Consider the following 25,259-nt stretch of genomic DNA (forward strand, 5'->3'; position numbering starts at 1 on the left):
AGCACGAACCGACTTTGCCCAGCAATGTGTTGACCTGATCCGATTTTGGGCTCTATGGTCCTCACTACCTTCGATATCGAAGAAAGTTAGGGCGATGGAGACCGAATGATCGAGGTTCGTGGTCTGAACAAGAGGTTCGGCGACACCTACGCGCTGCGCGACGTCGACCTCGACGTGGCGAAGGGCGAGGTCGTGGTCGTGATCGGCCCGTCCGGGTCCGGCAAGTCGACCCTCTGCCGCTGCCTCAACCGGCTGGAGAGCCCGACGTCGGGGCAGGTCCGCATCGACGGGCGGCCACTTCCGGCCGAGGGCCGCGAGCTGGCCCGGCTGCGCGCCGACGTCGGCATGGTCTTCCAGTCGTTCAACCTCTTCCAGCACAAGACCGTGCTGGACAATCTGACGCTCGCGCCGATGAAGGTGCGCGGCGTGGGCCGCGCGGAGGCCGAACGCACCGCGCGGGAGCTCCTCGACCGCGTCGGCATCGGCGGGCACGCCGCCAAGCTCCCCGCGCAGCTGTCCGGCGGACAGCAGCAGCGCGCGGCGATCGCCCGGGCCCTCGCCATGCGGCCCAAGGCGATGCTCTTCGACGAGCCGACCTCGGCACTCGATCCCGAGATGGTCGGCGAGGTGCTGGACGTCATGACCGCACTCGCCCGCGACGGCATGACCATGGTGGTCGTCACCCACGAGATGGGGTTCGCCCGCAAGGTCGCCGACCGGGTCGTGTTCATGGCCGACGGCGAGATCGTCGAGACCGGCGCGCCCGAGGCCTTCTTCGACTCACCCGCCACCGACCGGGCCCGGGACTTCCTGGCCAAGGTTCTCAGCCACTGATCCACGGCTGTTCCGAGAAAGGTTGATGATCATGGTGCGCACCCTCCCGGGTCTGCGGCGTACGGCGGTCACCGCGCTCGCCGCGCTGTCGCTGGCGGGCCTGGCCGCCTGTTCGAGCGACGACGACTCCTCCTCCTCCTCCTCCGCGGTGCCCGGCGCCCCCGGCGGCGGCGACAAGGCCGACCTCACGGCCTCCGCCCCGGTCGCCGCGAACATCCCGGCCGGCTCCACGATGGACAAGATCAAGAAGCGCGGGCAGCTGATCGTCGGCGGCTCGCTGGACGCGCCGCTGCTGTCCCAGCAGAACCCGGCGACCAAGAAGGTCGAGGGCCTGGACGCCGACTTCGGCCGGCTGCTGGCCAAGTACATCATCGGCAAGCCCGAGGTGAAGATCGTCAACTCGGCGTCCGAGACGCGCGAGGCGCTGCTGTCCAACGGCACCGTCGACGTCGTCTTCCAGACCTACAGCATCACCCCGGAACGCGCGAAGCAGGTCGCCTTCGCCGGGCCGTACTACAGCTCCGGCCTGGTCATCGCCACCAAGAAGGGCGAGACCGGCATCACCAGGCCCGAGGACCTGAAGGGCAAGACCGTCATCGCGGGCGCCAACACCCCGGCGATCCCGGCCATCAAGAAGGCCGCGCCGGACGCCAAGATCGTCACGTTCGGCAGTGACCCCGAGTGCGTGCAGGCGCTCAAGCAGGGGCGGGGTCAGGCCTACGTGCAGGACGAGGCGGTGCTGCTGGCGAGCGCGAAGCAGGACCCGTCCATCCAGATCCAGGGCAAGCCGTTCACCAGCGACCCGTACGGCATCGGCCTCAAGCACGGCGACGCGCAGATGAAGCAGTTCGTCAACGAGTGGCTGAAGAGCATCCAGGCGTCGGGCCTGTGGGCGAAGGTCTGGAAGAACTCCATCGGCACGGTCGTGCAGGGCGAGGCGCCGCAGCCGCCCGCCATCGGCTCGGCGCCCGGCTCCGAGTAGGGGCACTGGATGGACGTCATCACCCGGCATCTCGGCGAGTTCGGCGACGGGCTGCTGGTCACCGTGGAGCTCACCCTGCTGTCACTGGCGGGCGCGCTCGTGGCCGGTGTCATCGTGGCCGCGATGCGCGTCAGCCCGGTGGCGGTGCTGCGCGCCGCGGGCACCGCCTACGTGGAGACCTTGCAGAACATCCCGCTCCTGGTGTGGCTCGTGCTGGCCGTCTTCGGCCTGCCCGAGATCGGGGTGATGGCGGGCCTCTTCACCACCGCCGCGATCGTGATCTCGCTCTACCAGGGCGCGTACATGGCCGAGGCGGTGCGGTCGGGGATCAACGCCGTGCCGGTGGGCCAGGGGGAGGCGGCCCGCGCGCTCGGCCTCACCTTCACCCAGTCGCTGCGCATGGTGATCCTGCCGCAGGCGCTGCGCACGGTGATCCAGCCGCTCGGCAACATCGCGATCATGACGATCATGAACACCGCGCTGGCGGCGGCGGTCGGCGTGGTCGAGCTGACCGCCGCGGCCAACCGGGTCAACCTGGCCGAGGCGCAGCCGATCTGGATCTTCGTGACGGCGGGCCTGCTCTACATGGCGTTGTCGGCGTGCGCCGGGCTGACCACCGGCGCCCTGGAACGGAAGCTGGCGATCCTGCGATGAGCGTCGCGAGGGTGTTGTTCGACGAGCCCGGCCCGCGCGCCCGCCGCCGGATCCGGATCGCGACCGTGCTCGCGGTCCTGGCCGTGCTCGCGCTGCTCGGGCTGGCGCTGCGGCAGTTCGCCGACAACGGGCAGCTCGCGGCCGAACGCTGGCGCCCGTACGGCACCTGGCCGATGTGGCGCTACCTGCTGGACGGGCTGAAGGCGACGGCGCTCGCGGCGGTCGTGGCGATCGCGCTGTCGATGGCGGCGGGCATCGTGCTCGCGCTCGGCCGCCTGTCGCCCAGCCGGTGGATCCGCCTGCCGTCCGCCGCGTACGTCGAGCTCGTACGGACCATCCCGGCGCTGCTGCTGGTGTACGTGGTGCTGTTCGCGCTGCCGAAGTACGGCCTCGACATGCCGCTGTTCTGGAAGCTCGTCGTGCCGTTGTCGGTGTCCAACGCCGCCGCGTTCGCCGAGGTATTCCGGGCGGGCATCCAGTCGGTCGAACGCGGCCAGCTGGAGGCCGGGCTCGCGCTCGGGCTCACCCGCGGCCGGGCCATGCGGATGATCGTGCTGCCCCAGGCGGCGCGGCGGGTGCTGCCGTCGCTCATCAGCCAGTCCGTGGGCCTGGTCAAGGACACCTCGCTCGGCTTCGTCGTCAGCTACGCCGAGCTGCTCTACAGCGGCAAGGTGCTGGCCAACTACAACCACCTGCTCATCCAGACCTACCTGGTCATCGCGCTGGTCTACCTGGTCATCAACGCGACTTTGTCCAAGGTCGCGCGCACTTTGGAGGAACGGAATGTACGAGGTTCTCGCCGAGGTCGTGCGCAACGGCTTCGTGGAGAGCGTGCACTACGGCAGCGTCTCGGGGCTGGCGCCTGACGGCGCTCTCGCGTACGCGCGCGGCGACGTGCACGCCACCGTGCTGCCGCGTTCCACGACCAAGCCGTTCCAGGCGCTCGCGTGCCTGACGGCGGGCGCGCCGCTCACCGGCGAACGGCTCGCGATCGCGGCGGGCAGCCACACCGGCGAGGACTTCCACGTGAAGACCGTCGCCGCGATCCTCGCCGACGCCGGGCTCGGCTTCGAGGCGCTCCAGTGCCCGGCGACCCCGCCCGAGGACGGGCGCACGCGAGCGGCGCTCATCCGGGGCGGTGAGCCGGACGAGTCGCGCGAGCGCATGAACTGCTCGGGCAAGCACGCCGCCATGCTCGCCGCCTGCGTCGCCAACGACTGGCCGGTGGAGACCTACCTCGATCCGAACCACCCGTTCCAGCAGGGCGTCCGCACCACGATGGCCGACGCCGCGGGCGAACGGCCCGCGCCCGTGGCCGTGGACGGCTGCGGCGCCCCGCTCTTCGGGCTCACGCTGACCGGGCTGGCCCGCGCCGCGCGGTCCCTCGTCCTCGCCAAGCACGGCCCGTCCCGCGCGGTGGCCGACGCGATGCGCGAGCACCCCGAGTACGTCGGCGGCACAGGCCATCCCAACACCGAGCTGATGAGGGCGCTGCCCGGCTCGGTCGTCAAGGGCGGCGCGGAGGGCGTGCTCATCGCCGCCACCGCCGAGGGCCACGCCGTCGCCGTCAAGGTCATCGACGGCAGTCCCCGCGCCACCACCGCCATCGCCCTGCGCGCCCTCGCCGCTCTCGGCGCGCACGTCACGCCGGCCGCCCTGGAGCTCGGCGCCGTGCCCGTCCTCGGCGGCGGCCGCGTGGTGGGCGAGATCCGTACAACCGAAGGGAAGTAAGTGAGCCTCACCTACGAGATCTGCATCGACAGCGTCGACGGCGCGATCGCCGCCGAACGGGCGGGCGCGCACCGGGTGGAGCTGTGCGCCGCGCTGTTCGACGGCGGGATCACCCCGAGCCTCGGCACGGTACGCGCCGCCGTCGCGGCGGTCTCGTCGATCCGCGTGCACGTCATCATCCGCCCGCGCGGCGGCGACTTCATCTTCGACGCCCACGAGGTGGACGCGATGGAGCACGACGTCGTCCTCGCCCGCGAGGCGGGGGCCCACGGCGTGGTGATCGGCGCGCTGACCCCCGCGGGCGAGATCGACCGCGCGGTCGGCGCTCGCCTCATCAAGGCCGCGGGCGGCCTGCCGGTGACGTTCCACCGCGCGTTCGACATGACCGCCGACCCGTTCGCGGCACTGGAAACCCTGATCGACCTCGGCGTCGACCGGGTCCTCACCTCCGGCCAGGAGGTGAGCGTGCTCGAAGGGGCCCCGCTGATCGCCGAGCTGGTCCGCCGCGCGGGCGACCGGATCGTCGTCATGCCGGGCGGCGGCGTGACCGAGCGCAACGTGGCCCGCATCGTCGCCGAGACCGGTGTCAAGGAGATCCACTTCGCCGCCCTCACCGAGACCGACAGCCCCGCCGTCTTCCGCAACCCGCACCCGTTCATGGGCGGGGAGCTTCGCCGCCCCGAATACCAGCGCCTCGTCACCACGGGAGCCGGGATCACCTCGGTGATCGCGGCGAGCACCGCTCACTAGACTGGGCCCATGGGGCGCAAGGGACGGCGGGAGCCGAAGGCGGACCGCTACACGATCGCCACCGGCGAGGCCGAGCTCCTGCGCGACGCCGACCGCGACAACGGCTGGGTGCTGTGCGTGGGCGGGGTGCCCCAGTCCTACGTGGACCTGACCGACCCCACCTACCTCGACTTCGAGTACATGCGCCTGATGGGCGACGTGGTGGACTGCCTGGGCCTGGAGCACGAGGCGTTCGACGCCGTGCACATCGGCGGCGCGGCCTGCACGCTGCCCCGCTACATCGCCGCGACCCGCCCCGGCTCCCGCCAGGTCGTCCTCGAACCCGACGGGCAGCTGGTCCAGCTCGTCCGCGAGCAGCTGCCCGTCAAGGACGTCCCCGGGCTCAAGATCAGGATCGTGGACGGCCGGGCCGGCATCGCCGCGCTGGACGACGAGGCCGACGACCTCGTGGTCCTCGACGCCTACACCGAGGCGTCGATGCCGGTCGAGCTCGCCACCCAGGAGTTCGCCTACGACGTCGTCCGGGTGCTGCGCCCCGGCGGCGTCTACCTCATCAACGTCGCCGACGGCTTCCGGCTGCCGTTCGCGCGCCGCATGGCCGCGACGGTCCGCTCGGTCTTCCGCCACACCCTCGTGCTGGCCGAGCCGGGCGTCCTGCGCGGACGCCGCTTCGGCAACCTCATCATCGCCGCGTCCCGTGCCCCGCTGCCCACCAGGGAGCTCACCCGCAAGGCGGCCGGCGGCCTGGTCCAGGCCCGCCTCATCGAAGGCGACGGCCTCACCGCGTTCACGGCGGGCGCCGCCCCCATGCACGACGGTGAGGAGATCGAGGCCCCCGTCCCCCCGCCGCAGGTCTTCGGCCGCCCCTGACGCCTCAGTCCGGCATCCGGATGATCGACAGGATGGTCAGCGCGGCCGTGGCGAGCCGCTCGTCGCCTTCCATCCGCGCTCGTGCGGCCGCCTCGGCCGGGCCGATGCCGCGCGTGCACAGGCGCCAGGCCGCGTCGCAGTCCAGCGTGACCCGCGCGTCCGCGGTGGCGGGCTCGCCGCGATCGAGGGCCCACCGGTCCCCGGTGTGGGCGCACGTCCAGCCGCCTCCGCCCGGGCCGGTGACCACGAAGGCCAGCGTGCCCTGCGGCGCGTCCGCCGTCTGCAGCGTGTAGGGAAGCGCGCGCAGGAAGGTGTCGAGGACGGGCGCCAGGAAACGTTCGTCGGGGCCGGGCCGTCCGGTGGCTTCGCTGATCTGCTGATGGTGCGTCCAGTATTCGGAGAAGTCGCGCGCCGCGTCCAGCCACACCGGCGCTGGATCGGCGCCCGCCCACGTGACCAACGCGGTGAGCGCGTCCATGTCGAGCGACTGCCAGAAGTCCGCCACCTGCGTCGCCGTGGCCGAGAGCCACTCGACGAGGAGCGGCGGGCTGATGCGCCGGGCAGCGACCACCCATTCCTCATTGATGCGGTCAAGAAAAGCGGGAAACGGCTCGTCCGGTGCCGGACTCAACACGTGGAAACCGTCGCGGCCCATCGACAGGCGCCCGAGGTGGTCGCCCAGAACGTGCGCGGCCACGTCGTGAACGCTCCATCCCGGACAGGCCGTGGGACGGGACCACTCCTGCGGCGCGAGGTCGCGCAGAAGCGCGGTGAACGCGGCCTGCTGGCCGGCGAAGAGCGACCGGACCTCGATCGGCGGCCCGAGCCAGGAGACGTCGGTCATGGCAGGCAGCTTAGGACGGCGTACCGGACGCGTGGTAATCGTTTTTCGGCGGATAATTCGGCTTTACTCCACCGCGACGGCAAATGCCCCATAATCGAGCGATGGAGTCCTCCACCCGAATTCTCATTGTCGGCATGGACGCTTCGGGAAAGATACTCCAGTTCGATCGCAACGCCGCGGCAGTTCTCGCCACGAATCGCGACGACCTGTGCGGCGCGCCGTTCGGCGACATGATCGTCGGCGGCGGGGACGGCGGGCTGGACGGTCTCCTGGCCGCGGTCGCCGCCGGGCGCGAGACCTCGGCCATGCTCCCGATCCAGGCCGCGGAGGGCACGACCCACGACGCCGTCATCACCGTGCATCCGATGAGCGGCGGCGACCCGGACCTGTCCGCGCTGGCCGTCATCCGCGTCCCGGTGCCGCTGCCCGACCGGTTCCTCGATCCGGCCGTCATCCGGCGCGCGCTGCTCGACGACTCGCTGCCGCGCATCGGCGCGACGCTCGACCTCGACCAGCTGGCGCGCGGGCTCATGGACATCGTCGTCCCGCACTTCTGCAACGCCGGCGGGCTGCTCCTGCTGGAGAGCCTGGTGGCCGCCGACGAGCCGCCCGCCCAGTCGCCGGACGGGTCGCACCTGCTGCGGCGCATGGCGGTCTCCTTCGACGACGCCGACCAGGCGTGGGACGCGGCCTTCCCGACCGGCGAGGTGCTGAGCTACCCGGCGGGCACGCCGTACGTGCAGTGCATGGACACCGGGCGCCCGGTCCTCGCCCGGCTCGCCGAGGAGGGCGCGGCCCGCATCGCCGAGGCGTGGCACCGCCCGCCGGTGGCGGAGCTGCTCAAGGGCGCCTCGATGCTGCTGCTGCCGATCATCGCCGACGGCGGGACGCTCGGCTTCTTCGTCTGCACGCGCAGCGCCGCGCATCGCCCGTTCGACGCCTACGACATCGACATCGGCATGGAGTTCGCCTCGCGCGCCGCGCGGTTCATCGAGAGCGCGCGCCGGTACGGGCGCGAACGCGCGACGGCGCTCACCCTGCAGCGCAGCCTGCTGCCGACCGACCTGTCGGCGCCGGCGACGGTCGAGGTCCACCACCGCTACCTGCCCGGCGGCCGGATGATCGAGGTCGGCGGCGACTGGTACGAGTCGATCGCGCTGCCGGGCGCGCGGGTGGTCCTGGTCGTCGGCGACGTGGCCGGGCACGGCGTGCGCGCGGCGGTGACGATGGGGCGGCTGCGCACCGCGATCCACACGCTGGCCGGGCTCGACCTGCCGCCCGCCGAGGCACTGGAACGGCTCGACCTGCTGATGCGGACGCTCGGCGAGCGCGAGCCGCACTTCGCCACCTGCACCTACGCGGTGTACGACGCGGTCAGCGGACGCTGCGAGGCCGCCAGCGCCGGGCACCTGCCCCCGCTGATGGTGCTGCCCTGCGGCGACGCCATGTACCTCGACGTGCCCCCGGCGCCGCCGCTGGGCGTGGGGGAGGGGCCGGTCGTCAGCCGCGAGTTCCCGGTCGAGGACGGCTCCCTGCTCGTGCTCTACACCGACGGCCTGGTGGAGAACCGTTCGCGCGACATCGACGACGGGCTGGCCCGCCTGCGCCGCACGTTCGGCTCCGGCGGCTCCGGCGGCGCCGCCCGGCCGCTCAGCGAGCTCTGCCAGGCCGCGCTCGACGGCGTGTACGACGACCAGCACCGCGACGACATCGCGATGCTCGTGGCGCGCCTGTGCCGCATCCCGGCCGACGACCACGTCGCCTGGGAGCTGCCCGCCGACCCCGCCGTGGCGCGGCGGGCCCGCGGGCTGATCCGTGACCGGCTCGACCACTGGGGCCTGTCCGAGCTGTCCGACTCCGCCGAACTGCTGGCCTCAGAGCTGGTGACCAACGCGATCCGGCATGCCGGCGGGAGGCTCACCCTGCGGCTCGTCCGCGAGGAAGGGCTCGTGCTGGAGGTGTTCGACGGCACCGACGGCCGCCCGCGGATCCGGCGGTGCGAGGACGACCTGACCGGGCCGGGCCTGTGCGAGTCGGGGCGCGGCCTGCACGTGGTCGGCCGCCTCGCGCGCCGCTGGGGCGTCCGCCGGACCGCCGGGGGCAAGGCCGTCTGGTGCGAGCTCGAACGCCTCTGACCGGGTGAGCCCGGCCGGCCGGCGCTCAGCGCAGGACCGAGATGTGCACGTGGTCGAAGTGGTTCTGCGTGAGGCTGCCGCGATTCTCCATCTTGCGCCAGCCGGGGAATCTGATGTTCCAGATGTGCTGTTTCCAGATCACGTAGGAGATGCCCAGGCGCCGCGCGTTGCTGATCGCGTACTGGGCGACCTGGTCGCCGTGGCGCTGCGCGCTGGCGCTCGGCATGCGGCCCGCGGTGCTCTCCATGAAGTCGCAGGCGCGGCCGAGCGCGTGGTCCTGCGGGTCGCCGCTGTTGCGGAAGCAGCCGATGACGGGGAACGCGCCGAACATGCCGTCGAGCTCGGTCACCACCTTGCTCATCGTCGGCGTCATCATGTTGCCGGTGATGACCGACCGGTTGCCGGTGACGCCGTCGGGCCGCCCGGAGACCTGCGGCTGCCGGCGCAGCCCGGCCGGGGTGACCGGCGACGTCTGCGGCGCGATCGGGGCGATCTTCGTGCCGCGCGGCAGGATGCCCTTGAGCGCCTTCGCCAGCTTCTTGCGGTCGGCCTTCGGTGCGCTGATCACAAGCCCGTTGCCGTCCGGCATGCCCAGCGTGCGCGCCTGCGTCCGGGACACCACCGCGTCGACGTCGCCGATGCCCATCGAGGCGTACGCGGAGACCCGCACCTGGCCCGGCTTGGCGCTGCTGCCCGCCTGCACGACGCCGCCGAGCGGCAGCGTGCCCTCGCGGCTCAGCGTGAACGAGACGGCCAGCCCGCCGGTGGCGACGGTGCGCCAGAGCTGGTCGGACTCGGCCGACTGCTTGGGCGCGAACGCGCGGAACGTCGACGGGTCGACGCCGAGCAGCCCGACCCTCCGCCCGCCGACCTGGGCGCGCGCGGCGTCGACGACCGTGACCCCGTCGACGCCCTTGATGCGCCGGGCGCGCTCCACCACGGCGGGCGTGAGCGGCCCGGACCCCGCGATGAGCAGGCTGGGCTGGAGCCGCCGGGTGAGGGGCGCCACCGCCGGAACCCCCATGGCGCCGTCCGAGACCGAGACGAGCTTGCCGGGATCGGCCTTGGCTGGCCCGTCCGGCTCACCCCGCCGATCCAGGACGATCATGGTCGCATCGCCGATCAGGGTGCCGAGCAGGGCGGTGCCGATGACCACCGGCAGCACCCGGCCGCCGGGCAGCGCGCGGCGCTCCCTCGTCCTGGGCCTGATCCGCACCTGGCTGCCGTCCCCTCATGGCGTGCCGCCGGTCCGGAGCCGGGCCGGGGCCCGCCTCCGATCTTCTCCTGCCGCGAAATATTAGACAGGAGTGGAACAACTGGCCACCCGGCGGGGAGTTCCGGCGGGCCGTCAGAGCCCCGCGGACCGGCCGATGATCTCCTTCATGATCTCGTTCGAGCCGGCCCAGATCCGGGTCACCCGGGCGTCCATCCAGGCCCGCGCCACCCGGTACTCGCGCATGTAACCGTAGCCGCCGAACAGCTGCACGCACCCGTCGATGACCTGGTTCTGCACGTCGGAGGTCCACCACTTGGCCTTGGACGCGTCCACCGAGTCCAGGTCGCCGGTGACGTGCGCGGCCAGGCACTGGTCGACGAACGCCTGTGCCACGTCCAGTTTGGTGATGAGCTCGGCGACGAGGAACTTGTTGTGCTGGAACGCCCCGATCGGCTGCCCGAAGGCCTTGCGCTCCTTGACGTACTCGATCGTCTCCTCCAGGACGCCCCGGGCGTGCGCCACGTTCGCGATCGCGCAGGAGAGCCGTTCCTGCGGGAGCCGCTCCATCATGTGGATGAATCCCCGGTTCAGCTCGCCGATGACGTGCGAGCCGGGCACGCGGACGTTCTCGAAGAACAGCTCGGAGGTGTCGGCCTCCGGCTGGCCGACCTTGTCGAGCCTGGTGCCGCGGCTGAAGCCGGGCATGTCCGCCTCGACGCCGAACAGCGTGATGCCTTTGGCGCCCTTCGCCGGGTCGGTCTTGGCGGCCACGATGATCAGGTCGGCGTGCCCGCCGTTGGTGATGAACGTCTTGGAACCGTTGATCACCCAGGCGTCGCCGTCCCGGACCGCGGTGGTCGTCAGCGCCGCGAGGTCGGACCCGCCGCCCGGCTCGGTCATCCCGATCGCCGTGACCAGCTCGCCGGTGCAGAACCCCGGCAGCCACCTCCGCCTGGCGTCCTCGGTGGCCAGCTCCAGCAGGTAGGGGGCGCAGATGTCGGTGTGGATCGCCACGATCGAGTTGTACGCGGCGGCCACCCGGGCCAGCTCCTCGCCGATCACGGCGTTGAAACGGAAGTCCCCGGCGCCCTGGCCGCCGTACTCCTCGGGCACCTGCATGCCGAGGAACCCCTGCTTGCCGGCCTCCAGCCAGACCTCGCGCCTGAGCATCCGCTCACTGCGGATGTCCTCGTCCAGCGGCAGCAGCGTCCGCTCGATGAATTCCTTCACCGACTCCCTGAACAGCTCGTGGTCGGTCTCGAAGACGGTCCGGCGCATGCGGTTCCTCCTGAAATCCTCCGCGGTGCCGGACAGTGTACTGAGCGATCGATTAGGCTGGCATCGTGACTGAGGACACCGGGGACATGTGGGTCACGGTGACCCCCGAGGCGTCCCGCCGCCTCCTGCTGGCCGCCGTCGACTCGTTCGCCGAGCGCGGCTACCACGGCACCTCCACGCGCCACATCACCGCGGGCGCCGGGATGAGCGCCGGGGCGCTCTACGTGCACTACCCGACCAAGGCCGACCTGCTCTTCCAGATCGCCCTGCTCGTCCACGACTCGGTGCTGAGGACGCTGCACGAGGCCGTCGCCGCGGGCACCGGCCCGCCGCAGCGCGTCCGCGCCCTGATGTACGCGTTCTCGGCCTGGCACGCCCGTCATCACCGGGCGGCCCGGGTCATCCAGAACGAGCTGGGCGCGCTCGGCCCCGAGCACGCGGCCCAGATCGCCGATCTCCGCCGCAGGGTCCGCGAGATGATCCTCGCCGAGGTGGGCGCGGGCGCGGCCTCGGGCGACTTCGACGTCGCAGACCTGCCGGGAGCCGCCCGTGCCCTGTCCTCGCTCGCCATCGACGTTTGCCGCTGGTACCGCCCCGAGGGGCCGCGCACGCCCGACGAGATCGGCGCGTTCTACGCCCACACCGCCATGCGAATCCTCGGCGCCGGCTGAGGCGTCAGTCCCACCAGAAGGACCAGTGGGTCTTGCCACGGATCTCTTCGGCGTAGCCGTCGAGCGTGCCGGGGCCCTGGAAGAGGATGTCGGGGCAGAAGGCCCAGTGCTCGGCGGCGACGTGCAGCGCGTGGCGGGCGCTGACGGGCGGCGCGGCGACGCTCAGGTCCAGGGTGTTGAAGCCCATCGCCACGACGCGGGCGCCGAAGCGGTCCTCCCAGCCGCGGACGACGGCGGCGAGCGGCGCCGTCCACTCGTTGTGGTTGAGCGCGCCCTGCCACCCCATGGCGGCGAGGACGTCGGCGCTGCGCTCGACCGCGACGAGGCCGAGCGACAGTCCCCGGGGCGCGAGGGCGCGGGCGTGGCGGTCGGCCACCGCGCCGGGATCGTCCAGCGAGGCGCCGCGCTGCGCCGGGCCGGGGCAGTGGCGGCCGAACGGCGCCAGCTCGTCGTGGTCCTCCTCGGCGGCCTGCTCCGCCCAGTCGGCCCAGACCTCCGCCATGAACGCCGCGGGCAGGTAGTTGCCGACGTCGGCGACCGGCTCGGGGGCGATCTGCCCCGCGGCCCACGGCTGGTCGGTCTCGTCCAGCAGCACCGGCCACAGCCCGGAGCGAGGGTGCTCGGCGCGCAGCGCCGCCCACAGGTCGCCGGTGACCGGCTCTTCGCTCAGCCAGAACGCCGGGCGCAGCAGGATCTGACGCTGGGGGTAGCCCGGGTCCGGCCAGACCACGTCCCCCGCGGGCAGCGCCACCTCCAGCGCCCGCTCGACCTGGTCGTCGGCGAACAGCTGGGGCAGGTTGCCCGGCAGGGACCGCCGGAGTTCGAGGTCGTCCATTTCACGCCGTTCCCGTACACATCAGTGCCAACAGGGATCTTGGCACTCCGGAGATGTTAACGGCGTGGGCACCGGCCGGGGGACGGGGCGCCGGGTTCGGTCGCGGTGCCGTCGGGGATCTCTCCTCCGGTCGACGTTCAGTTGACGGCGGGGGCCCGGCGCAGCATCGGCCGGGCGGGCAGGAGCATCGCGGCGGCGCCGGGACCGGCCACGAGCAGGAGGATCGCCGCGAAGGTCAGCGGCGGCACGGCGGGCAGCGGCAGGCCCGTGACCGCGGTGGCGAACGCCAGCAGCGCGATTCCCGCGATCAGCGTTCCGGTCACGAGGCCGATGCCGAGCATGACGGCGGCCTCCAGCCGCAGCATCCGCAGGACCTGGCGGCGGGTCGCGCCCACCAGGCGGAGCAGGGCGAGCTCGCGGCGCCGGGAGGCGGCCGCCAGCGCCAGCGTCGTCACCAGCCCGATGACGATGAAGCCGACGATGGCCAGCACCACCACGAGGCTCAGGAAGCCCTGCATCCGGAGCTCCTCGGACTGCCGGGCGCCGAAGGCGTCCTTGGTGATGACCCCGGCCCCGGCGTAGCGGGCGACGGCCGGGCGCAGATCCGCGTCGCCTCGCACGAGGACGTGGTCGTCCAGGTCCGACGAGGTGTGCGCGGCGACCGTGGCGCGCGGGAGGAGCACGTCCCCGAAGCCGAGGCCGCGCTTGTAGATCGCCACGACCCGGAGCCTGAGCTCGGTGCCGTCCCCGAGCCAGAGCCGTTGCTCCTGCCCCGGCCGGACGCCTTCGGTGACGCTCTCGCTGAGCGCCACGGTCCCGGGGCCGCGGAGGCCGGCGAGGTCGCCCTTGGTCACGCCGGGGTCCATCGTCCGCGCGATGCCCTCTGGGCTGACGCCCAGCGCGGAAAGCGAGCGCAGGTTCCGCTCCGCGAGCTCCCTGACGGACATGACGACCGTGGTGCGCTTGACGGCGGTCGCGGCCCGGACGCCCGGAGTGCCCCGGACGGCATCGAGCACACCGGAGGGCAGCCCCGGTCCGGCCGGGACGACGACCTGGTCCGCGCGCGTCCCCTCGGCCGCCTGCACCTCCGTCGCGCGGACGGACGTCGACTGCGCGAAGAGCTGCACCCCGGCGAACGCGACCGCCAGCGCGACCGGCGTGATGACCGAGCCGAGCCGCAGCGCCGCCGCGCCGATGTTGAGGTCGGCGAGCCGCCCCGCCACGGGTGACGCGGCGCGCAGGACCCCGCCGAACAGGCGGCCGCCGTGCCGCGCGAGGAGCGGGCTCAGGAACGCCGTGGCCACGATCAGCGTGATCACCAGTCCGCCGAGTGAGGCGCCGGCCGTCGAGCCGCTCGTCATCGTGGCGACGCCGAGCGCGTTCGCGCCCAGCACGAGGAAGACGACTCCCGTGATCACACGCCAGCGGGGGAGGGAGGCCGGTTCGGTGGCCGCCTCACCGAGCGCCTCGACGGGCCGGATGCGGGTCGCGCGGAGCGAGGCGAAGAACGCCGAGACGAGCGCGGCCAGCACGGCGACCAGCAGCGCGGCGGGTACGGGCAACAGGCTGAGGGACAGCCCGAAGCCGTCCGGCAGCACGTCCTTGGCCACCATGGCGCGGTGCATGGCCGCGCCCAGCGCCAGCGAGAGCAGCCCGCCGAGCAGTCCCGCAGGGACGGCGACGCGGAGCGTCTCGCGCATGATCCGGCCGCGGACCTGCCACGGCGTCGCGCCGACGGCGCGCAGCAACGCGAACTCGCGGGCGCGCTCCCGGACCGACAGCGCGATCAGGCCGCCGACCACCACCAGCGCCGTCATCACCGCGAGGGCACCGAACGAGGCGGAGATCTCGACCATGTCGGGGCGGGCGGCGCCCACGGCCAGGTCCTCCGCGTCCCCGCGTCCGGCGCCCGTCCTCACCACCAGGCCCGGGGCGGCCTCGCGCAGCGCGGCGGCCTCGACCCGCCCTCGGGCGATCACCGCCAGCGCGTCGGCCTGTTCCGGGTGGCCGCTCAGCGCCGCGGCGGCCCGCGGCTCGAAGAACGCGCCGGGCGGGCCGCCCGCCGTCGCCAGCCCGGTGACGCGGAACGGCTGGGGAGCGCCGTTCAGCTGCAGGTCGACCACGCCGCCCGCCGCCGTCCGCAGGCGGGAGGCGGTGGCGGTGTCGAGCACCACCTCGCCCGGTGCCTGCGGGGCACGACCGCTCGCCAGCCGGTACTGGCCGAGAGCCGTCACGTCCCACCCCTGGCCGGTCACGGTCACACCCGCGCGGGTCAGCACGGGGAACGACACGTCCGCGATGACGGCCCGCACGCCCGGCACGGCGCGCAGGCGCTCGGCGGCGGCGACCGGGACGCGGGCGCGCTCGGTCAGCGGCCGGATCTGCGTCTCCGGCTCGGACCCGGCCCGCTTCTGCCTGACCGAGACCGACTGCTCGCCGGTGACGACCGCCGCGGCGGCCTCGTACCGGTCCACCGGCGCGTGCGCCCGCAGCGCGGACTCCAGGAGCACACCGCACGCGCCGACCAGCGCGGCGGCGAAGACCAGTGCCACGAACACGCCGGCGAGGGCGCCCTTCGGCGGTTTCACGGCATCTCCCAGCGGGACATCACGGTGGCGGGGGTGGGGTCGGCGAGCTCGTCCACGATCTGGCCGTCGCGCAGGAAGAGCACGGAGTCGGCCCACGCCGCGGCCATCGGGTCGTGCGTCACCAGCACCACGGTCTGCGCGGTCTGGTCGGCCGCCTCGCGCAGCAGGGCCAGCACGTCGCGCGCCGTACGCGGGTCGAGGGCGCCCGTGGGCTCGTCCGCGAAGACGACCTCGGGCCTGGTGATGAGGGCCCGCGCGACGGCCGCCCGCTGCTGCTGCCCGCCCGAGAGCTCGGACGGCCGGTGCCGGAGCCGTTCGGTGAGCCCGACGCGCCCCACCACCTCGGCGAGCCACCGCGGGTCGGGACGCGCGCCGCTCAGGTGCAGCGGGAGCGTGATGTTCTGCTCGACGTCCATCGACGGGATCAGGTTGAACGACTGGAACACGAACCCGATCCGTTCACGCCGCAACCGGGTCCGCTTGGCCTCGCTGAGCCGTCCGATGTCGGTGCCGCCGATCAGCACCGAGCCCGTGGTCGGGCGGTCGAGGCCGGACGCGCAGTGCAGGAACGTGCTCTTGCCCGAACCGGAAGGCCCCATGACGGCCGTGAAACCGCCGCGCGGGAAGGCCCTGGTGACACCGCGCAGCGCCGTCACCGCCCCGTACGACCGGGTCACGGCCTCCATGCGCACCGCACAGGTGGCCGTCTCGTCGGCCCGCGTTGGCGCCGCCAGCGTCGTCGTCATGATCCTCCTTGCCGTCGAACGTGCTCTCACCTGGACGAACGTAGGTGCGGGCGAGGGCCGCGCACATGGGCTCACGCTCCCGAATCGGGGGTGTAGCCAGCTACACCCCGGACCGGGGAGCGGGGGTCATTCCGGGTGGTCCGCACGGTCGCCTAACGTGAGCTGCGACGCGGGACGGACGAAGGCCACGGAGGACGATGATCGGCAGGCGCGCACTGAGACGCAGCGGGGAGGCCACCGCCTTCCTGGCCGGCGGCCTGCGCACCGTGCTGCCCGCGCTGCTGGGCGTCTGCGTCCTCCCGCTCGTGGCGTTCCTGTCGATCATCGTGATCGCGATTCCGTGGCTGCCGGAGGCGACCCGGCCGCTGCGCGCCCTGACCCGCGCTGAGCGCCGCCGGGTGGCCCGGCCGCTGGGCCGCGAGATCCCCGAGCCCTACGCGCCGCCGCGCGGCACCTCGTTTCAGCAGGGCTTCGCGCTGCTGCGCACGGCCTCCACGTGGCGTGACCTGGCGTGGATGGTCCAGCACGGCCTTCTCGGGTTGCTCATGGCGGTGATGGCCGTCGCGCTGTGGCCGTCGATCCTGTTCTCGCTGTCCCTGCCGCTGTGGTGGTGGGCGGCGCCGGAGGGCTCGCAGTCGGCGTTCGTCGTCCTGGACAGCTGGCCCAAGGCGCTGACCCTGCCGTTCCTGCAGGCCGGCCTCAACGTCCTGATCCTGTGGTTGCTGGTGCCCCGCTTCGCCCGCTGGCAGGTGTGGATCGCCGCCAGGCTGCTCGGGCCGACCCGCGGGAGCAGCCTCGCCGAACGTGTCGAACAGCTCACCGAGACGCGCGCGGAGGCGCTGGAGGCCCACGGCGCCGAGCTGCGCCGCATCGAACGCGACCTGCACGACGGCACGCAGGCCCAGCTGGTCTCGGCCGCACTGCGGCTCGGCCTCGCCGACCGGCGCTTCGACGCCGACCCGCAGGGCGCCCGCACGCTGTTCCTGGAGGCGCGAGAGGGCATCGAGGACGCCCTCACCCAGCTGCGCACCGTCATCCGGGGCATCTACCCGCCGATCCTGTCCGACCGGGGCCTGCCGGGCGCCGTCCGCGCCCTCGCCGCCGGGCAGCACATCCCGGTCACCGTGGACATCGACGAGGGCGACGGCCGTGTCCCGGCGGCGGTGGAGGCCGCCGCCTACTTCGTCGTCGCCGAGGCCCTGACCAACGTGGCCAAGCACAGCGGCGCCGCCGCCGCGCGGGTGCGGCTGCGCCGGGACGGTGACCGGCTGCGGATCACCGTGCGGGACGATGGGAAGGGCGGCGCGGATCCGGCCCGCGGCAGCGGGCTGGCCGGGATCCGCCGCCGGGTCGCCGCGCTGGACGGCACCACCCGTGTCGACAGCCCCGTCGGCGCGGGAACGACACTCGAGGTGGAGCTGCCGTGCGCATCGTGATCGCGGAGGACAACGCGCTGCTGCGCGAGGGGCTGGTCCTGCTGCTGACCGGCGACGGGCACGAGGTCGTCGCGGTCGCCGACACCGGTCCGCAGATCGTGCCGGCCCTGATGGAGCACCGGCCCGACGTGGCGGTGCTCGACGTCCGGCTGCCGCCGGGCTTCCGCGACGAGGGCCTGCGGGCCGCCATCGAGGCCCGCAAGGCGCTGCCCGACCTGCCGGTGCTCGTCCTGTCCCAGTACGTGGAGGAGACGTACGCGACCGAGCTGCTGGCGGGCGGCGCCCAAGGCATCGGCTATCTCCTCAAGGACAGGGTCAGCCGCGTGGAGGAGTTCCTGGACGCGCTCCAGCGCGTCGCCTCGGGCGGCACCGCACTCGACCCGGAGGTGGTCTCCCAGCTCATGACACGCCGTTCACCGCTGCAGGGGCTGACCCCGCGCGAGCGCGAGGTGCTCGCGCTCATGGCCCAGGGCCACGACAACGCCACCATCGCCGCGACCCTCGTCATCACCGAGCGGTCCGTCAGCAAGCACATCGGCAGCATCTTCCTGAAGCTCGACCTGCCGCCCAGCGACAGCGGCCACCGCCGCGTGCTGGCCGTGCTGGCCTACCTGAACGCCTGAAAACGCTGTTCCGGTGCCGCCACCTGTGGAAAGGTGTGGCGGCATGTCGGAATGGCGAACTTTCGAGAAGCGCACCGGTGACGTGGTGCGGCGCTGGCGGATCCGCCGCGAGGGCATTCGCTGCCACCTGGCGTGGGGCCTCGCGGGCGGGGCCACCCGCGGGTCGAGCATGACCCTGGACGACGAGACGCATGCCGAGCGCCATCTCCAGCGGAAGATCAACGAGAAGCGGCGGCAGGGGTACGTCGAGGTCGCCGCCGGCACGCCGTCCGAGGACGCGGCACCGGCGCCGGGTCACCCGGCGGACGCCAAGCTCCTCGACGTGATGCGCGAGCACGCCGAGAACAAGCGCGCCGGATCGTGGGAGAACACCTGGGCCGGGCACGAGCCCGTGCCGAAGCACGAGGGCGCCTACGTCAAGCACTTCCCGTTCGAGGGTGGCCCTGGACCGTTCCGTGAGTATCTCGTCCTGGTCGACGACGGGCGCAAGGGCCTGCAGTTCGTCGTCAAGGACCAGGGCTACGACGCCGAGGCGGTCTCGGCGTTCCTCGGCTTCGTCATCCCCCGCTGGCACCTGGCGTTCGACGGGGCGTCGCACCACAAGGTCCCGCTGGACGTTCCGGTCGGCCCGTTCAGCCATGTGCTGTTCTGCGCCCCCTCGCTGTGCCATGGCCCCGACCACGGGGGCCGGATGGGGGAGGTCTTCCCCGTGCACGACTGCGAGATCGCGGACGCCGACACCGAGACGTTCGTCGAGGCCCGCGTCAAGGGCCGTTCGCGGGAGACGATCGCCTCCACCACCTGGGACCGGGAGCCGTTCCCCGTGACCGACCTGCGCTACGAACTGCAGAGCACCATAGGGACGTTCGAGAGCCTCAGCCGTTCGGCGCTGCGCCAGAAGAAGTTCAAGACCGGCAACAGGGAGCTGCTCGAACGCCTCCTGCCGCTCCTGATCGAGTCGACTCCGGAGAGCTTCGTCGAGGTGCGGTCGTTCCGCGGCGACGTCGTGGCGGTGACCCGCCGGGACCTGACGCCGGACACCCTCCCGGGCCTCGACCGGTTCGTGCGCGGGCTCAGGTGATGTCCTTGCGGCGGGAGGCGGACGGCGGCTTGACCGACTGCCCGGCCAGGCCGGGGGTGTCGCTGACGGTCTTGCCCGCCTTCTCCACCGAGGAGAGCGGCCTGGTCACGTCCTCCAGCGATCTGCCCTCGGCGTCGACGCCCAGCACGAGCTCGACGAGCGCGCCGGCGACCATGACGCCGGCGGCGATCAGGTAGCCCACGGCCAGCCGGGACTTGTCCGCGCCGTCCCCGATCAGCGCGCCGTACAGCACCGGCCCCAGGGCGCCGAAGCACTGGGCGATGGCGAAGAAGACGGCGATGGCCTGTGCCCGGACCTCGACGGGGAACAGCTCGCTCACCGTCAGATACGCCGAGCTGGCGCCCGCCGACGCGAAGAAGAAGATGACGCACCACAACACCGTCTGGGTGAACGCGCTCAGCACACCGGCGTAGAAGAGCCAGGCCGACCCCGCCAGCAGCATGCCCGCCAGCAGATAGGTGCCGGCGATCATCTTGCGGCGGCCGACCGTGTCGAAGAGCGGGCCGAGCAGCAGCGGACCGGCCAGGTTGCCGGCCGCGAACGTGATCAGGTACCACGGCGCCGCCGCCGACGGGACGCCGTAGATCTTCGTCAGCACCAGCGTGTAGGTGAAGAAGATCGCGTTGTAGAGGAACGACTGGGTGATCATCAGGGTGGCGCCCAGCACCGACCGCGACGGGTACTGCCTGAACAGCACCTTGACGAGGGTCAGGTAACCGCGGTGCGGCGACGGCCTGATCTCCAGCGCCCTCGACGGGTCGACCGGCGGCAGCCTGCGGCCGGTGCGCTCCACCTCGTGCTCGATCAGGGCGATCGACTCCTCGGCCTCCCTCTCCCGGCCGTGCATCACCTGCCAGCGCGGGCTCTCGGGCAGGTGCCGCCGGACGAACAGGATGACCACGGCGAGCACGGGCCCCAGCAGGAACCCGATCCGCCAGCCGACGTCGGTCGGCAGCTCGTTGAGGAACAGCAGCGTGCCGAGCGTGCCCAGGATCGCGCCGCCCCAGTACGTGCCGCTGATCCCGATGTCCACGCGGCCGCGGTGCCTGGCCGGGACGAGCTCGTCGATGGCCGAGTGCATCGCCGCGTACTCGCCGCCGATGCCCATCCCCGCGATGAACCGGGTGGCGTACATGTAGATGATCCACGGCGTGCTGGCGCCCAGCGTGAACGCGGTCAGCCCGCTGCCGATCAGGTAGACCGCGAGCGTGACCATGAAGAGCCTGCGGCGGCCCAGCTTGTCCGACAGGTTGCCGAAGAACAGGGCGCCGACCACCTCGCCGACGAGATAGACGGTGGCCAGCGCGCCGACCTCGGCCGACGACATGTTCAGCGCCGCGGGCTCGCTCAGGGTCGCGGCCACCGCGCTGGCGACCGTGATCTCCAGCCCCTCCAGGACCCAGGCGGTGCCGAGCGCGACCACCATCCGGGTGTGGAACGGCGACCACGGCAACCGGTCGATCCGGGCCGGGATCATGCTCCGGACGACGTCGGCCTGCGCGATCCCCCCAGGTGCCCCCATGCGTCGGCATCTACCCGGGGTGGATCACGCGGCACCGCCGTTTGCCACCAGTTTGTCGGCCTCTGCCGCAAGTTTGTCGCGGTGACGCTTCGGGCCCGCGCGTGCCGTCCTCACCGGACGGCGCGCCGGACCAGCAGCCGCCGTACCTCGTCGAGCGGCAGCCGTTCGGCCGGATTCCGGCGCAGCAGGCCGTCGAGCACGGGTTCGAGGGGGCCGGCGCGGAGCGGGCGCGCGGGCCCCAGCGTCGCGATGGCGACGTGGACGGCCCGGGCGCAGTCGCCCCCGTACGGCGGACGGCCCTCCACCGCGGCGAACAGCGTCGCGCCCAGCGACCACAGGTCGGACTCGGCGGTGCCGGGCAGGCCCCGGACCTGCTCCGGGGACAGGAACGCGGGCGTGCCGACGAGCGGTCCCGGCAGGCTCAGGAGCGGGTCGCCCCCGACGGCCGCCATCCCGAAGTCGGTCAGCACCGCCCGGCCGCCGTCGAACATCACGTTGGCGGGCTTGATACCGCGGTGCGGCACGCCCATCCGGTGCGCGGCCGTGAGGGCGCCGAGCAGCTGCAGCCCGATGTCGGCGACGCGCTCCGGCGGCAGCGGCCCGCCGGTCCGGAGCAGGCCCTCCAGCGACCATCCGCGCACCAGCTCCATGACGATCCACGGCCGCCCGTCCTCGCCGGTGATCCGTTCGTGCACGGTGACGATGCCGGGATGCGCGAGGCGCGCGGCGGCGCGGGCCGACCGGTCCAGCCGCGCGGGCCAGCCCGCGTCGGGCCGCGCCGGCGCCCTGATCTCCTTGACGGCGACCTCGCGGCCCCGCCGTTCGTCGTGCGCGCGCCACACGGCCCCCGATACGCCCTGCCCCAGCAGCGCGAGCAGCCGGTACCGCCCGGCCAGCATCCTCCCGAGATCGCCACCCACAACTGGCAAACTAGCCCACGACGGCACAGTAGGGCTTACATATAGACATTAATGTCTATTTGTCGAGTTCGACATGCGGGGGGTGCCGACATGATGCGCCGGCACCTCGGGCACATAGCGGGGCCGTTATAGCGGCGGGCCGCAACGGTATTTGCCCGGCGCGCGGCCGGGACGGGAGGCTGCGGGGCATGGGACTGCACGACTGGCCGGGCCGGGAACTCAGCGACGAGGAACTGGACGTCGCCTACAACGTGCGGCGCAAGGCGGGGGAGGAGCTCTTCGGCGAGCTCATGGTCCGGTACCGGGCCGACTCGGACAAGGCGGTCGAAGGTCTGCCCGGGTCGCCGGGAATCCTCTACGACGAGCCGAGCGGCGAGCGGCTCGACGTGTGGGGGACCGGTGACGACGGGCCACGGCCGGTGCTGGTCTTCGTGCACGGTGGCTACTGGAAGGCCCTGTCGCGGGCCGACTCGGCGTTCATGGCACGGATGTTGCACGAGCAGGGCGTCGCGACCGTGGTGCCCGACTACACGCTGGCGCCGGCGGCGACGCTGGAGGAGATCGTCCGGCAGGTGCGCGCGTCGGTCGCCTGGATCTGGCGGCACGGGCGCGAGCACGGGCTCGACCCGAACCGGATCGTGGTCGCGGGCAGCTCGGCGGGCGGCCATCTGACCGGGATGACCATGGTGGACGGCTGGCAGGGGGAGTTCGGGCTGCCGGTGGACGTGGTCAAGGCCGCGATGCCGTTCAGCGGGCTGTTCGACCTGCGGCCGCTGACGCGGGTGTACGTGAACGAATGGCTCGGGCTGGACGTGGCGAGGGCGGCGGCGCTGAGTCCCGCGCTCGTGGCGGGTGCCCGGCGGTGCCCCGCGGTGATCGCGGTCGCCGAGAACGACGGGAGCGGCTTCGCCCGGCAGTCCCGGCTCTTCCACGAGCGGTGGGGCGGCGAGCTGCTGGTCGTGCCCGGACGGGACCACTTCGACGTGGTGCTGGATCTCGGTGACCCGGACTCGTCGGTGAGCCGGAAGCTGCTCGGGCTCGTTCACTCGGTCTGACGCCCGGGGTCACCCGGTCTGGGCGGTGAGCTCGGCGGCCTGGGTGCGGAGGTGGTCGAGCATCAGGCGGGCCGACGGCGTGAGCGGTCGCCGGTCGGGCAGCGTGACCCCCACCTGGCGGCGGACGGCTTCGAGTGGGACCGGCAGGGGCGCCAGCCCGGCGTCGGTGCGGGCGACCAGCTCCGGCAGGGCGGCGATCATGCCGGCGTCGTGGACGAGGGTGCGGACGGTCAGGATCGAGGTGCACTCGACCAGGTTGGACGGCAGCGCCAGGCCCTCGGCGCGGAAGAGCTGCTCCAGCTCCTGGCGGAGGGCGGTCTGCTCGATCGGGAGCACCCACGGGTAGTCCAGAAGGTCGCGGAGGGTCAGGTCCGGCCGGGACCGGGCGGGATGGTCGTGGCGGGCCACCAGGCGCACCGGCTCGGCGTACAGGGTCAGCTGGCGCAGGCCGTGCAGGTCGCCGATCGGGTTGAGGCGGCCGAGGATCAGGTCGATCTCTCCCTCCAGCAGCCGGGGGACCTGGGCGTCGAAGGTCGCCTCCTGGACGATCACCGTGATGCCGGGCCGGGCCTTCTTGAGGGCCGCGATCGCCCGGGGCAGCAGGACGTTCGACCCGGCGAGGAGGGTGCCGATGGTGACCGTGCCGACCTCGCCGTCGGCCAGGCCCGAGATGCGCTCGCCGGCCCGGCGCAGCTCCGCGAGCACGGCGCGGGCGTGCTCGACGAACACCTCGCCGAAGAGGGTCGGGGTCATGCCGCGCGGCCCCCGGGTGAACAGGTCGACGCCGAGCACGTGCTCCACCTCGCGGAGGCTGCGGGTGACGGCCGGCTGGGCCAGCCGCAGGTGCTCGGCGGCGCGCAGCACGCTGCCCTCGTCGGCGATGGCGACGACCAGCACGAGGTGCCGGAGCTTCAGCCGCCCGTTGAGCAGGTCGATCGCGCGCATACCGCCTTACTATCACAATCCCGTTATGCCTTGATGGTTGATCGGTATTGGACCGGCATAGCTGAATGGGGAATCATCGCAGGCATGAAGGCTGAGCACTACGTCGGCGGCGCGTTCCGTTCGGACGGGGAGGAGTTCGCGCTCGTCGACCCGGTGGACGGGTCCGAGTGCGGAACGGCCCCCGAGGCGACGCGGGAGGTCGTCGACGAGGCGGTGCGCGCGGGCCGCGCGGCGCTGGAGGGCGCCTGGGGCGCGGCGACGGCCGAGGAACGGGCCGCGGCACTGCGGCGGATCGCCGACGGGATCGAGGCGCGCTTCGAGGAGTTCGTGGACGCCGAGACGGCCGACACGGGAAAGTCCCGCGAGCTCGCCGCCACCGTCGACGTCCCGAGGGCGATCGGCAACTTCCGGGCCTACGCCGACCTGCTCTACGGCAGGCCCGAACGGGCCTACACGACGGCCGTGCCTGGCTGGAGCGGCGGCACCGGGCAGGCGCTCAACTACACCGTGCGGCGGCCCCTGGGCGTCGTCGCGATCATCTCGCCCTGGAACCTCCCGCTGCTCCTGCTGACCTGGAAGGTGGCCCCCGCGCTCGCGGCCGGGAACGCCGTGGTCGCCAAGCCGTCGGAGGAGACGCCCTCCACGGCGACGCTGCTGGCCTCGGTGGTCCATGAGGCCGGGCTGCCGGCCGGCGCGTTCAACCTCGTCCACGGGCACGGCGCCGGGGCGGCAGGGGAGTTCCTCACCGGGCATCCGGGCGTCGACGCGATCGCGTTCACCGGGGAGTCGGCCACCGGCGCCGCGATCATGCGCACCGCCGCCGACCACGTGACGCCGCTGTCGTTCGAGCTCGGCGGCAAGAACCCCGCGATCGTCTTCGCCGACGCCGACCTGGACGCGGCCGTCGCGGGCACCGCGCGGTCCTCCTTCACCCACTCCGGCCAGATCTGCCTGTGCACCGAGCGGGTCTACGTCGAACGGCCGGTCTTCGACGCGTTCGTGGCGGCGCTGGGGGAACGGGCCCGGACGCTGACCGGCTACGGCCCGATGATCTCGGCCGCCCACCGGGACAAGGTGCTCTCGTACTACCGGCTGGCCCGCGACGAGGGCGCGACGGTCGTCGCGGGCGGCGGCGTGCCGGTCTTCGGCGACCGGCGCGACACCGGCTTCCACGTGGAGCCGACCGTGCTGACCGGCCTGCCCGCGACCGCCCGGACGGTCCGCGAGGAGATCTTCGGCCCGGTCTGCCACGTCGCCCCGTTCGACTCCGAGGAGGAGGCGCTCCGCCTCGCCAACGACAGCCCGTACGGGCTCGCCGCCACCGTGTGGACCCGCGACCTGTCCCGGGCCCACCGGGTGGCGCCGCGCGTCGAGACCGGCATCGTGTGGGTCAACTGCTGGAACCTGCGCGACCTGCGGACCCCGTTCGGCGGGGTCAAGGCCTCCGGCATCGGCCGTGAGGGCGGCGAGTACTCGCTGGACTTCTTCTCCGAACCCGTCAACGTCTGCATTCGAATCTAGA

The 25,259-nt window shown here is 72.8% G+C and carries 23 protein-coding genes; 14 read left to right on the forward strand and 9 right to left on the reverse strand.

The genetic code is table 11. From position 1 onward, the window contains the following. Positions 1-105 precede the first annotated feature (105 nt). From ABD333_RS41300 to ABD333_RS41330, 7 genes are read left to right on the forward strand one after another with little or no spacing between them, the layout of a single operon-like run. Complete coding sequence (locus tag ABD333_RS41300) at positions 106-834, forward strand: amino acid ABC transporter ATP-binding protein (RefSeq protein ID WP_344548094.1); 729 nt, start codon at positions 106-108, stop codon at positions 832-834. Positions 835-865: 31 nt separating this feature from the next. Further along, positions 866-1,816 (forward strand): glutamate ABC transporter substrate-binding protein, encoded by a 951-nt coding sequence (locus ABD333_RS41305; protein WP_344548095.1) that lies wholly within the window; start codon positions 866-868, stop codon positions 1,814-1,816. Between the two features lie 9 nt (positions 1,817-1,825). Next, positions 1,826-2,470 (forward strand): amino acid ABC transporter permease, encoded by a 645-nt coding sequence (locus ABD333_RS41310; protein WP_344548096.1) that lies wholly within the window; start codon positions 1,826-1,828, stop codon positions 2,468-2,470. Continuing rightward, complete coding sequence (locus ABD333_RS41315; RefSeq protein ID WP_344548098.1) at positions 2,467-3,336, forward strand: amino acid ABC transporter permease; 870 nt, start codon at positions 2,467-2,469, stop codon at positions 3,334-3,336. Before ABD333_RS41310 ends, ABD333_RS41315 begins: the two co-directional genes overlap by 4 nt. Then, positions 3,254-4,201, forward strand: coding sequence for an asparaginase (locus tag ABD333_RS41320; RefSeq protein WP_344548099.1), 948 nt, complete (start codon positions 3,254-3,256; stop codon positions 4,199-4,201). The genes ABD333_RS41315 and ABD333_RS41320 overlap by 83 nt, the downstream gene beginning before the upstream one ends. Then, positions 4,202-4,951, forward strand: a complete 750-nt coding sequence (locus ABD333_RS41325) for a copper homeostasis protein CutC (RefSeq protein WP_344548100.1) — start codon at positions 4,202-4,204, stop codon at positions 4,949-4,951. It begins immediately after the preceding gene. 9 nt (positions 4,952-4,960) lie between these two features. Then, entirely contained in the window at positions 4,961-5,821 is an 861-nt protein-coding gene (locus tag ABD333_RS41330; protein ID WP_344548101.1) for a spermidine synthase, read from the forward strand. A 4-nt stretch (positions 5,822-5,825) separates the two neighbouring features. Here ABD333_RS41330 and ABD333_RS41335 read toward each other — a convergent pair whose 3' ends face one another. Further along, positions 5,826-6,665 carry a maleylpyruvate isomerase family mycothiol-dependent enzyme gene (locus ABD333_RS41335; protein ID WP_344548102.1) on the reverse strand — a complete coding sequence of 280 codons (840 nt, stop codon included), beginning with the start codon at positions 6,663-6,665 and terminating at the stop codon, positions 5,826-5,828. Between the two features lie 134 nt (positions 6,666-6,799). Between ABD333_RS41335 and ABD333_RS41340 the strand changes: the two genes are divergently transcribed. Beyond that, positions 6,800-8,800, forward strand: a complete 2,001-nt coding sequence (locus tag ABD333_RS41340) for an ATP-binding SpoIIE family protein phosphatase (RefSeq protein WP_344548103.1) — start codon at positions 6,800-6,802, stop codon at positions 8,798-8,800. A 25-nt stretch (positions 8,801-8,825) separates the two neighbouring features. Here the strand turns inward: ABD333_RS41340 and ABD333_RS41345 are convergent, their stop codons facing one another. Further along, positions 8,826-10,016 (reverse strand): VldE C-terminal domain-containing protein, encoded by a 1,191-nt coding sequence (locus tag ABD333_RS41345; protein WP_344548104.1) that lies wholly within the window; start codon positions 10,014-10,016, stop codon positions 8,826-8,828. Positions 10,017-10,148: 132 nt separating this feature from the next. Then, complete coding sequence (locus ABD333_RS41350) at positions 10,149-11,294, reverse strand: acyl-CoA dehydrogenase family protein (RefSeq protein ID WP_344548105.1); 1,146 nt, start codon at positions 11,292-11,294, stop codon at positions 10,149-10,151. 65 nt (positions 11,295-11,359) lie between these two features. Between ABD333_RS41350 and ABD333_RS41355 the strand changes: the two genes are divergently transcribed. Next, complete coding sequence (locus ABD333_RS41355; protein ID WP_344548106.1) at positions 11,360-11,965, forward strand: TetR/AcrR family transcriptional regulator; 606 nt, start codon at positions 11,360-11,362, stop codon at positions 11,963-11,965. A 4-nt stretch (positions 11,966-11,969) separates the two neighbouring features. Here ABD333_RS41355 and ABD333_RS41360 read toward each other — a convergent pair whose 3' ends face one another. From ABD333_RS41360 to ABD333_RS41370, 3 genes are all read right to left on the reverse strand, one after another. Next, positions 11,970-12,800: a DUF4253 domain-containing protein gene (locus tag ABD333_RS41360; RefSeq protein ID WP_344548107.1), complete on the reverse strand. Its 831-nt coding sequence runs from the start codon at positions 12,798-12,800 to the stop codon at positions 11,970-11,972. Between the two features lie 137 nt (positions 12,801-12,937). Further along, a complete protein-coding gene (locus ABD333_RS41365; protein WP_344548108.1) occupies positions 12,938-15,388 on the reverse strand; it encodes an FtsX-like permease family protein in 2,451 nt (816 codons plus the stop codon). Beyond that, positions 15,385-16,134 carry an ABC transporter ATP-binding protein gene (locus ABD333_RS41370; RefSeq protein WP_410557959.1) on the reverse strand — a complete coding sequence of 250 codons (750 nt, stop codon included), beginning with the start codon at positions 16,132-16,134 and terminating at the stop codon, positions 15,385-15,387. The genes ABD333_RS41365 and ABD333_RS41370 overlap by 4 nt, the downstream gene beginning before the upstream one ends. Positions 16,135-16,331: 197 nt before the next feature. Here ABD333_RS41370 and ABD333_RS41375 point away from each other — a divergent pair, with 197 nt between their 5' ends. From ABD333_RS41375 to ABD333_RS41385, 3 genes are read left to right on the forward strand one after another with little or no spacing between them, the layout of a single operon-like run. Continuing rightward, positions 16,332-17,570: a sensor histidine kinase gene (locus ABD333_RS41375; protein ID WP_344548109.1), complete on the forward strand. Its 1,239-nt coding sequence runs from the start codon at positions 16,332-16,334 to the stop codon at positions 17,568-17,570. Next, positions 17,558-18,193 (forward strand): response regulator, encoded by a 636-nt coding sequence (locus ABD333_RS41380; RefSeq protein WP_344548110.1) that lies wholly within the window; start codon positions 17,558-17,560, stop codon positions 18,191-18,193. Before ABD333_RS41375 ends, ABD333_RS41380 begins: the two co-directional genes overlap by 13 nt. Before the next feature lie 43 nt (positions 18,194-18,236). After that, a complete protein-coding gene (locus ABD333_RS41385) occupies positions 18,237-19,274 on the forward strand; it encodes a hypothetical protein (protein WP_344548111.1) in 1,038 nt (345 codons plus the stop codon). On the opposite strand, the gene ABD333_RS41390 is transcribed toward ABD333_RS41385, so the two are convergent. Continuing rightward, positions 19,267-20,817, reverse strand: a complete 1,551-nt coding sequence (locus ABD333_RS41390) for an MFS transporter (protein WP_344548112.1) — start codon at positions 20,815-20,817, stop codon at positions 19,267-19,269. The genes ABD333_RS41385 and ABD333_RS41390 overlap by 8 nt on opposite strands. Positions 20,818-20,927: 110 nt before the next feature. Further along, entirely contained in the window at positions 20,928-21,737 is an 810-nt protein-coding gene (locus ABD333_RS41395) for a serine/threonine-protein kinase (protein WP_344548113.1), read from the reverse strand. A gap of 188 nt (positions 21,738-21,925) precedes the next feature. Here ABD333_RS41395 and ABD333_RS41400 point away from each other — a divergent pair, with 188 nt between their 5' ends. Beyond that, entirely contained in the window at positions 21,926-22,792 is an 867-nt protein-coding gene (locus ABD333_RS41400) for an alpha/beta hydrolase (RefSeq protein WP_344548114.1), read from the forward strand. A gap of 9 nt (positions 22,793-22,801) precedes the next feature. Here ABD333_RS41400 and ABD333_RS41405 read toward each other — a convergent pair whose 3' ends face one another. Continuing rightward, positions 22,802-23,737, reverse strand: a complete 936-nt coding sequence (locus tag ABD333_RS41405; protein ID WP_344548115.1) for a LysR substrate-binding domain-containing protein — start codon at positions 23,735-23,737, stop codon at positions 22,802-22,804. 84 nt (positions 23,738-23,821) lie between these two features. On the opposite strand from ABD333_RS41405, the gene ABD333_RS41410 reads away from it, so the two are divergent. Continuing rightward, complete coding sequence (locus ABD333_RS41410) at positions 23,822-25,258, forward strand: 2-hydroxymuconic semialdehyde dehydrogenase (protein ID WP_344548116.1); 1,437 nt, start codon at positions 23,822-23,824, stop codon at positions 25,256-25,258. The last annotated feature ends 1 nt before the right edge of the window (position 25,259 follow it).

Origin of the sequence: Actinomadura fulvescens, assembly GCF_039533225.1 — a bacterium.
Classification (GTDB): domain Bacteria; phylum Actinomycetota; class Actinomycetes; order Streptosporangiales; family Streptosporangiaceae; genus Spirillospora; species Spirillospora fulvescens.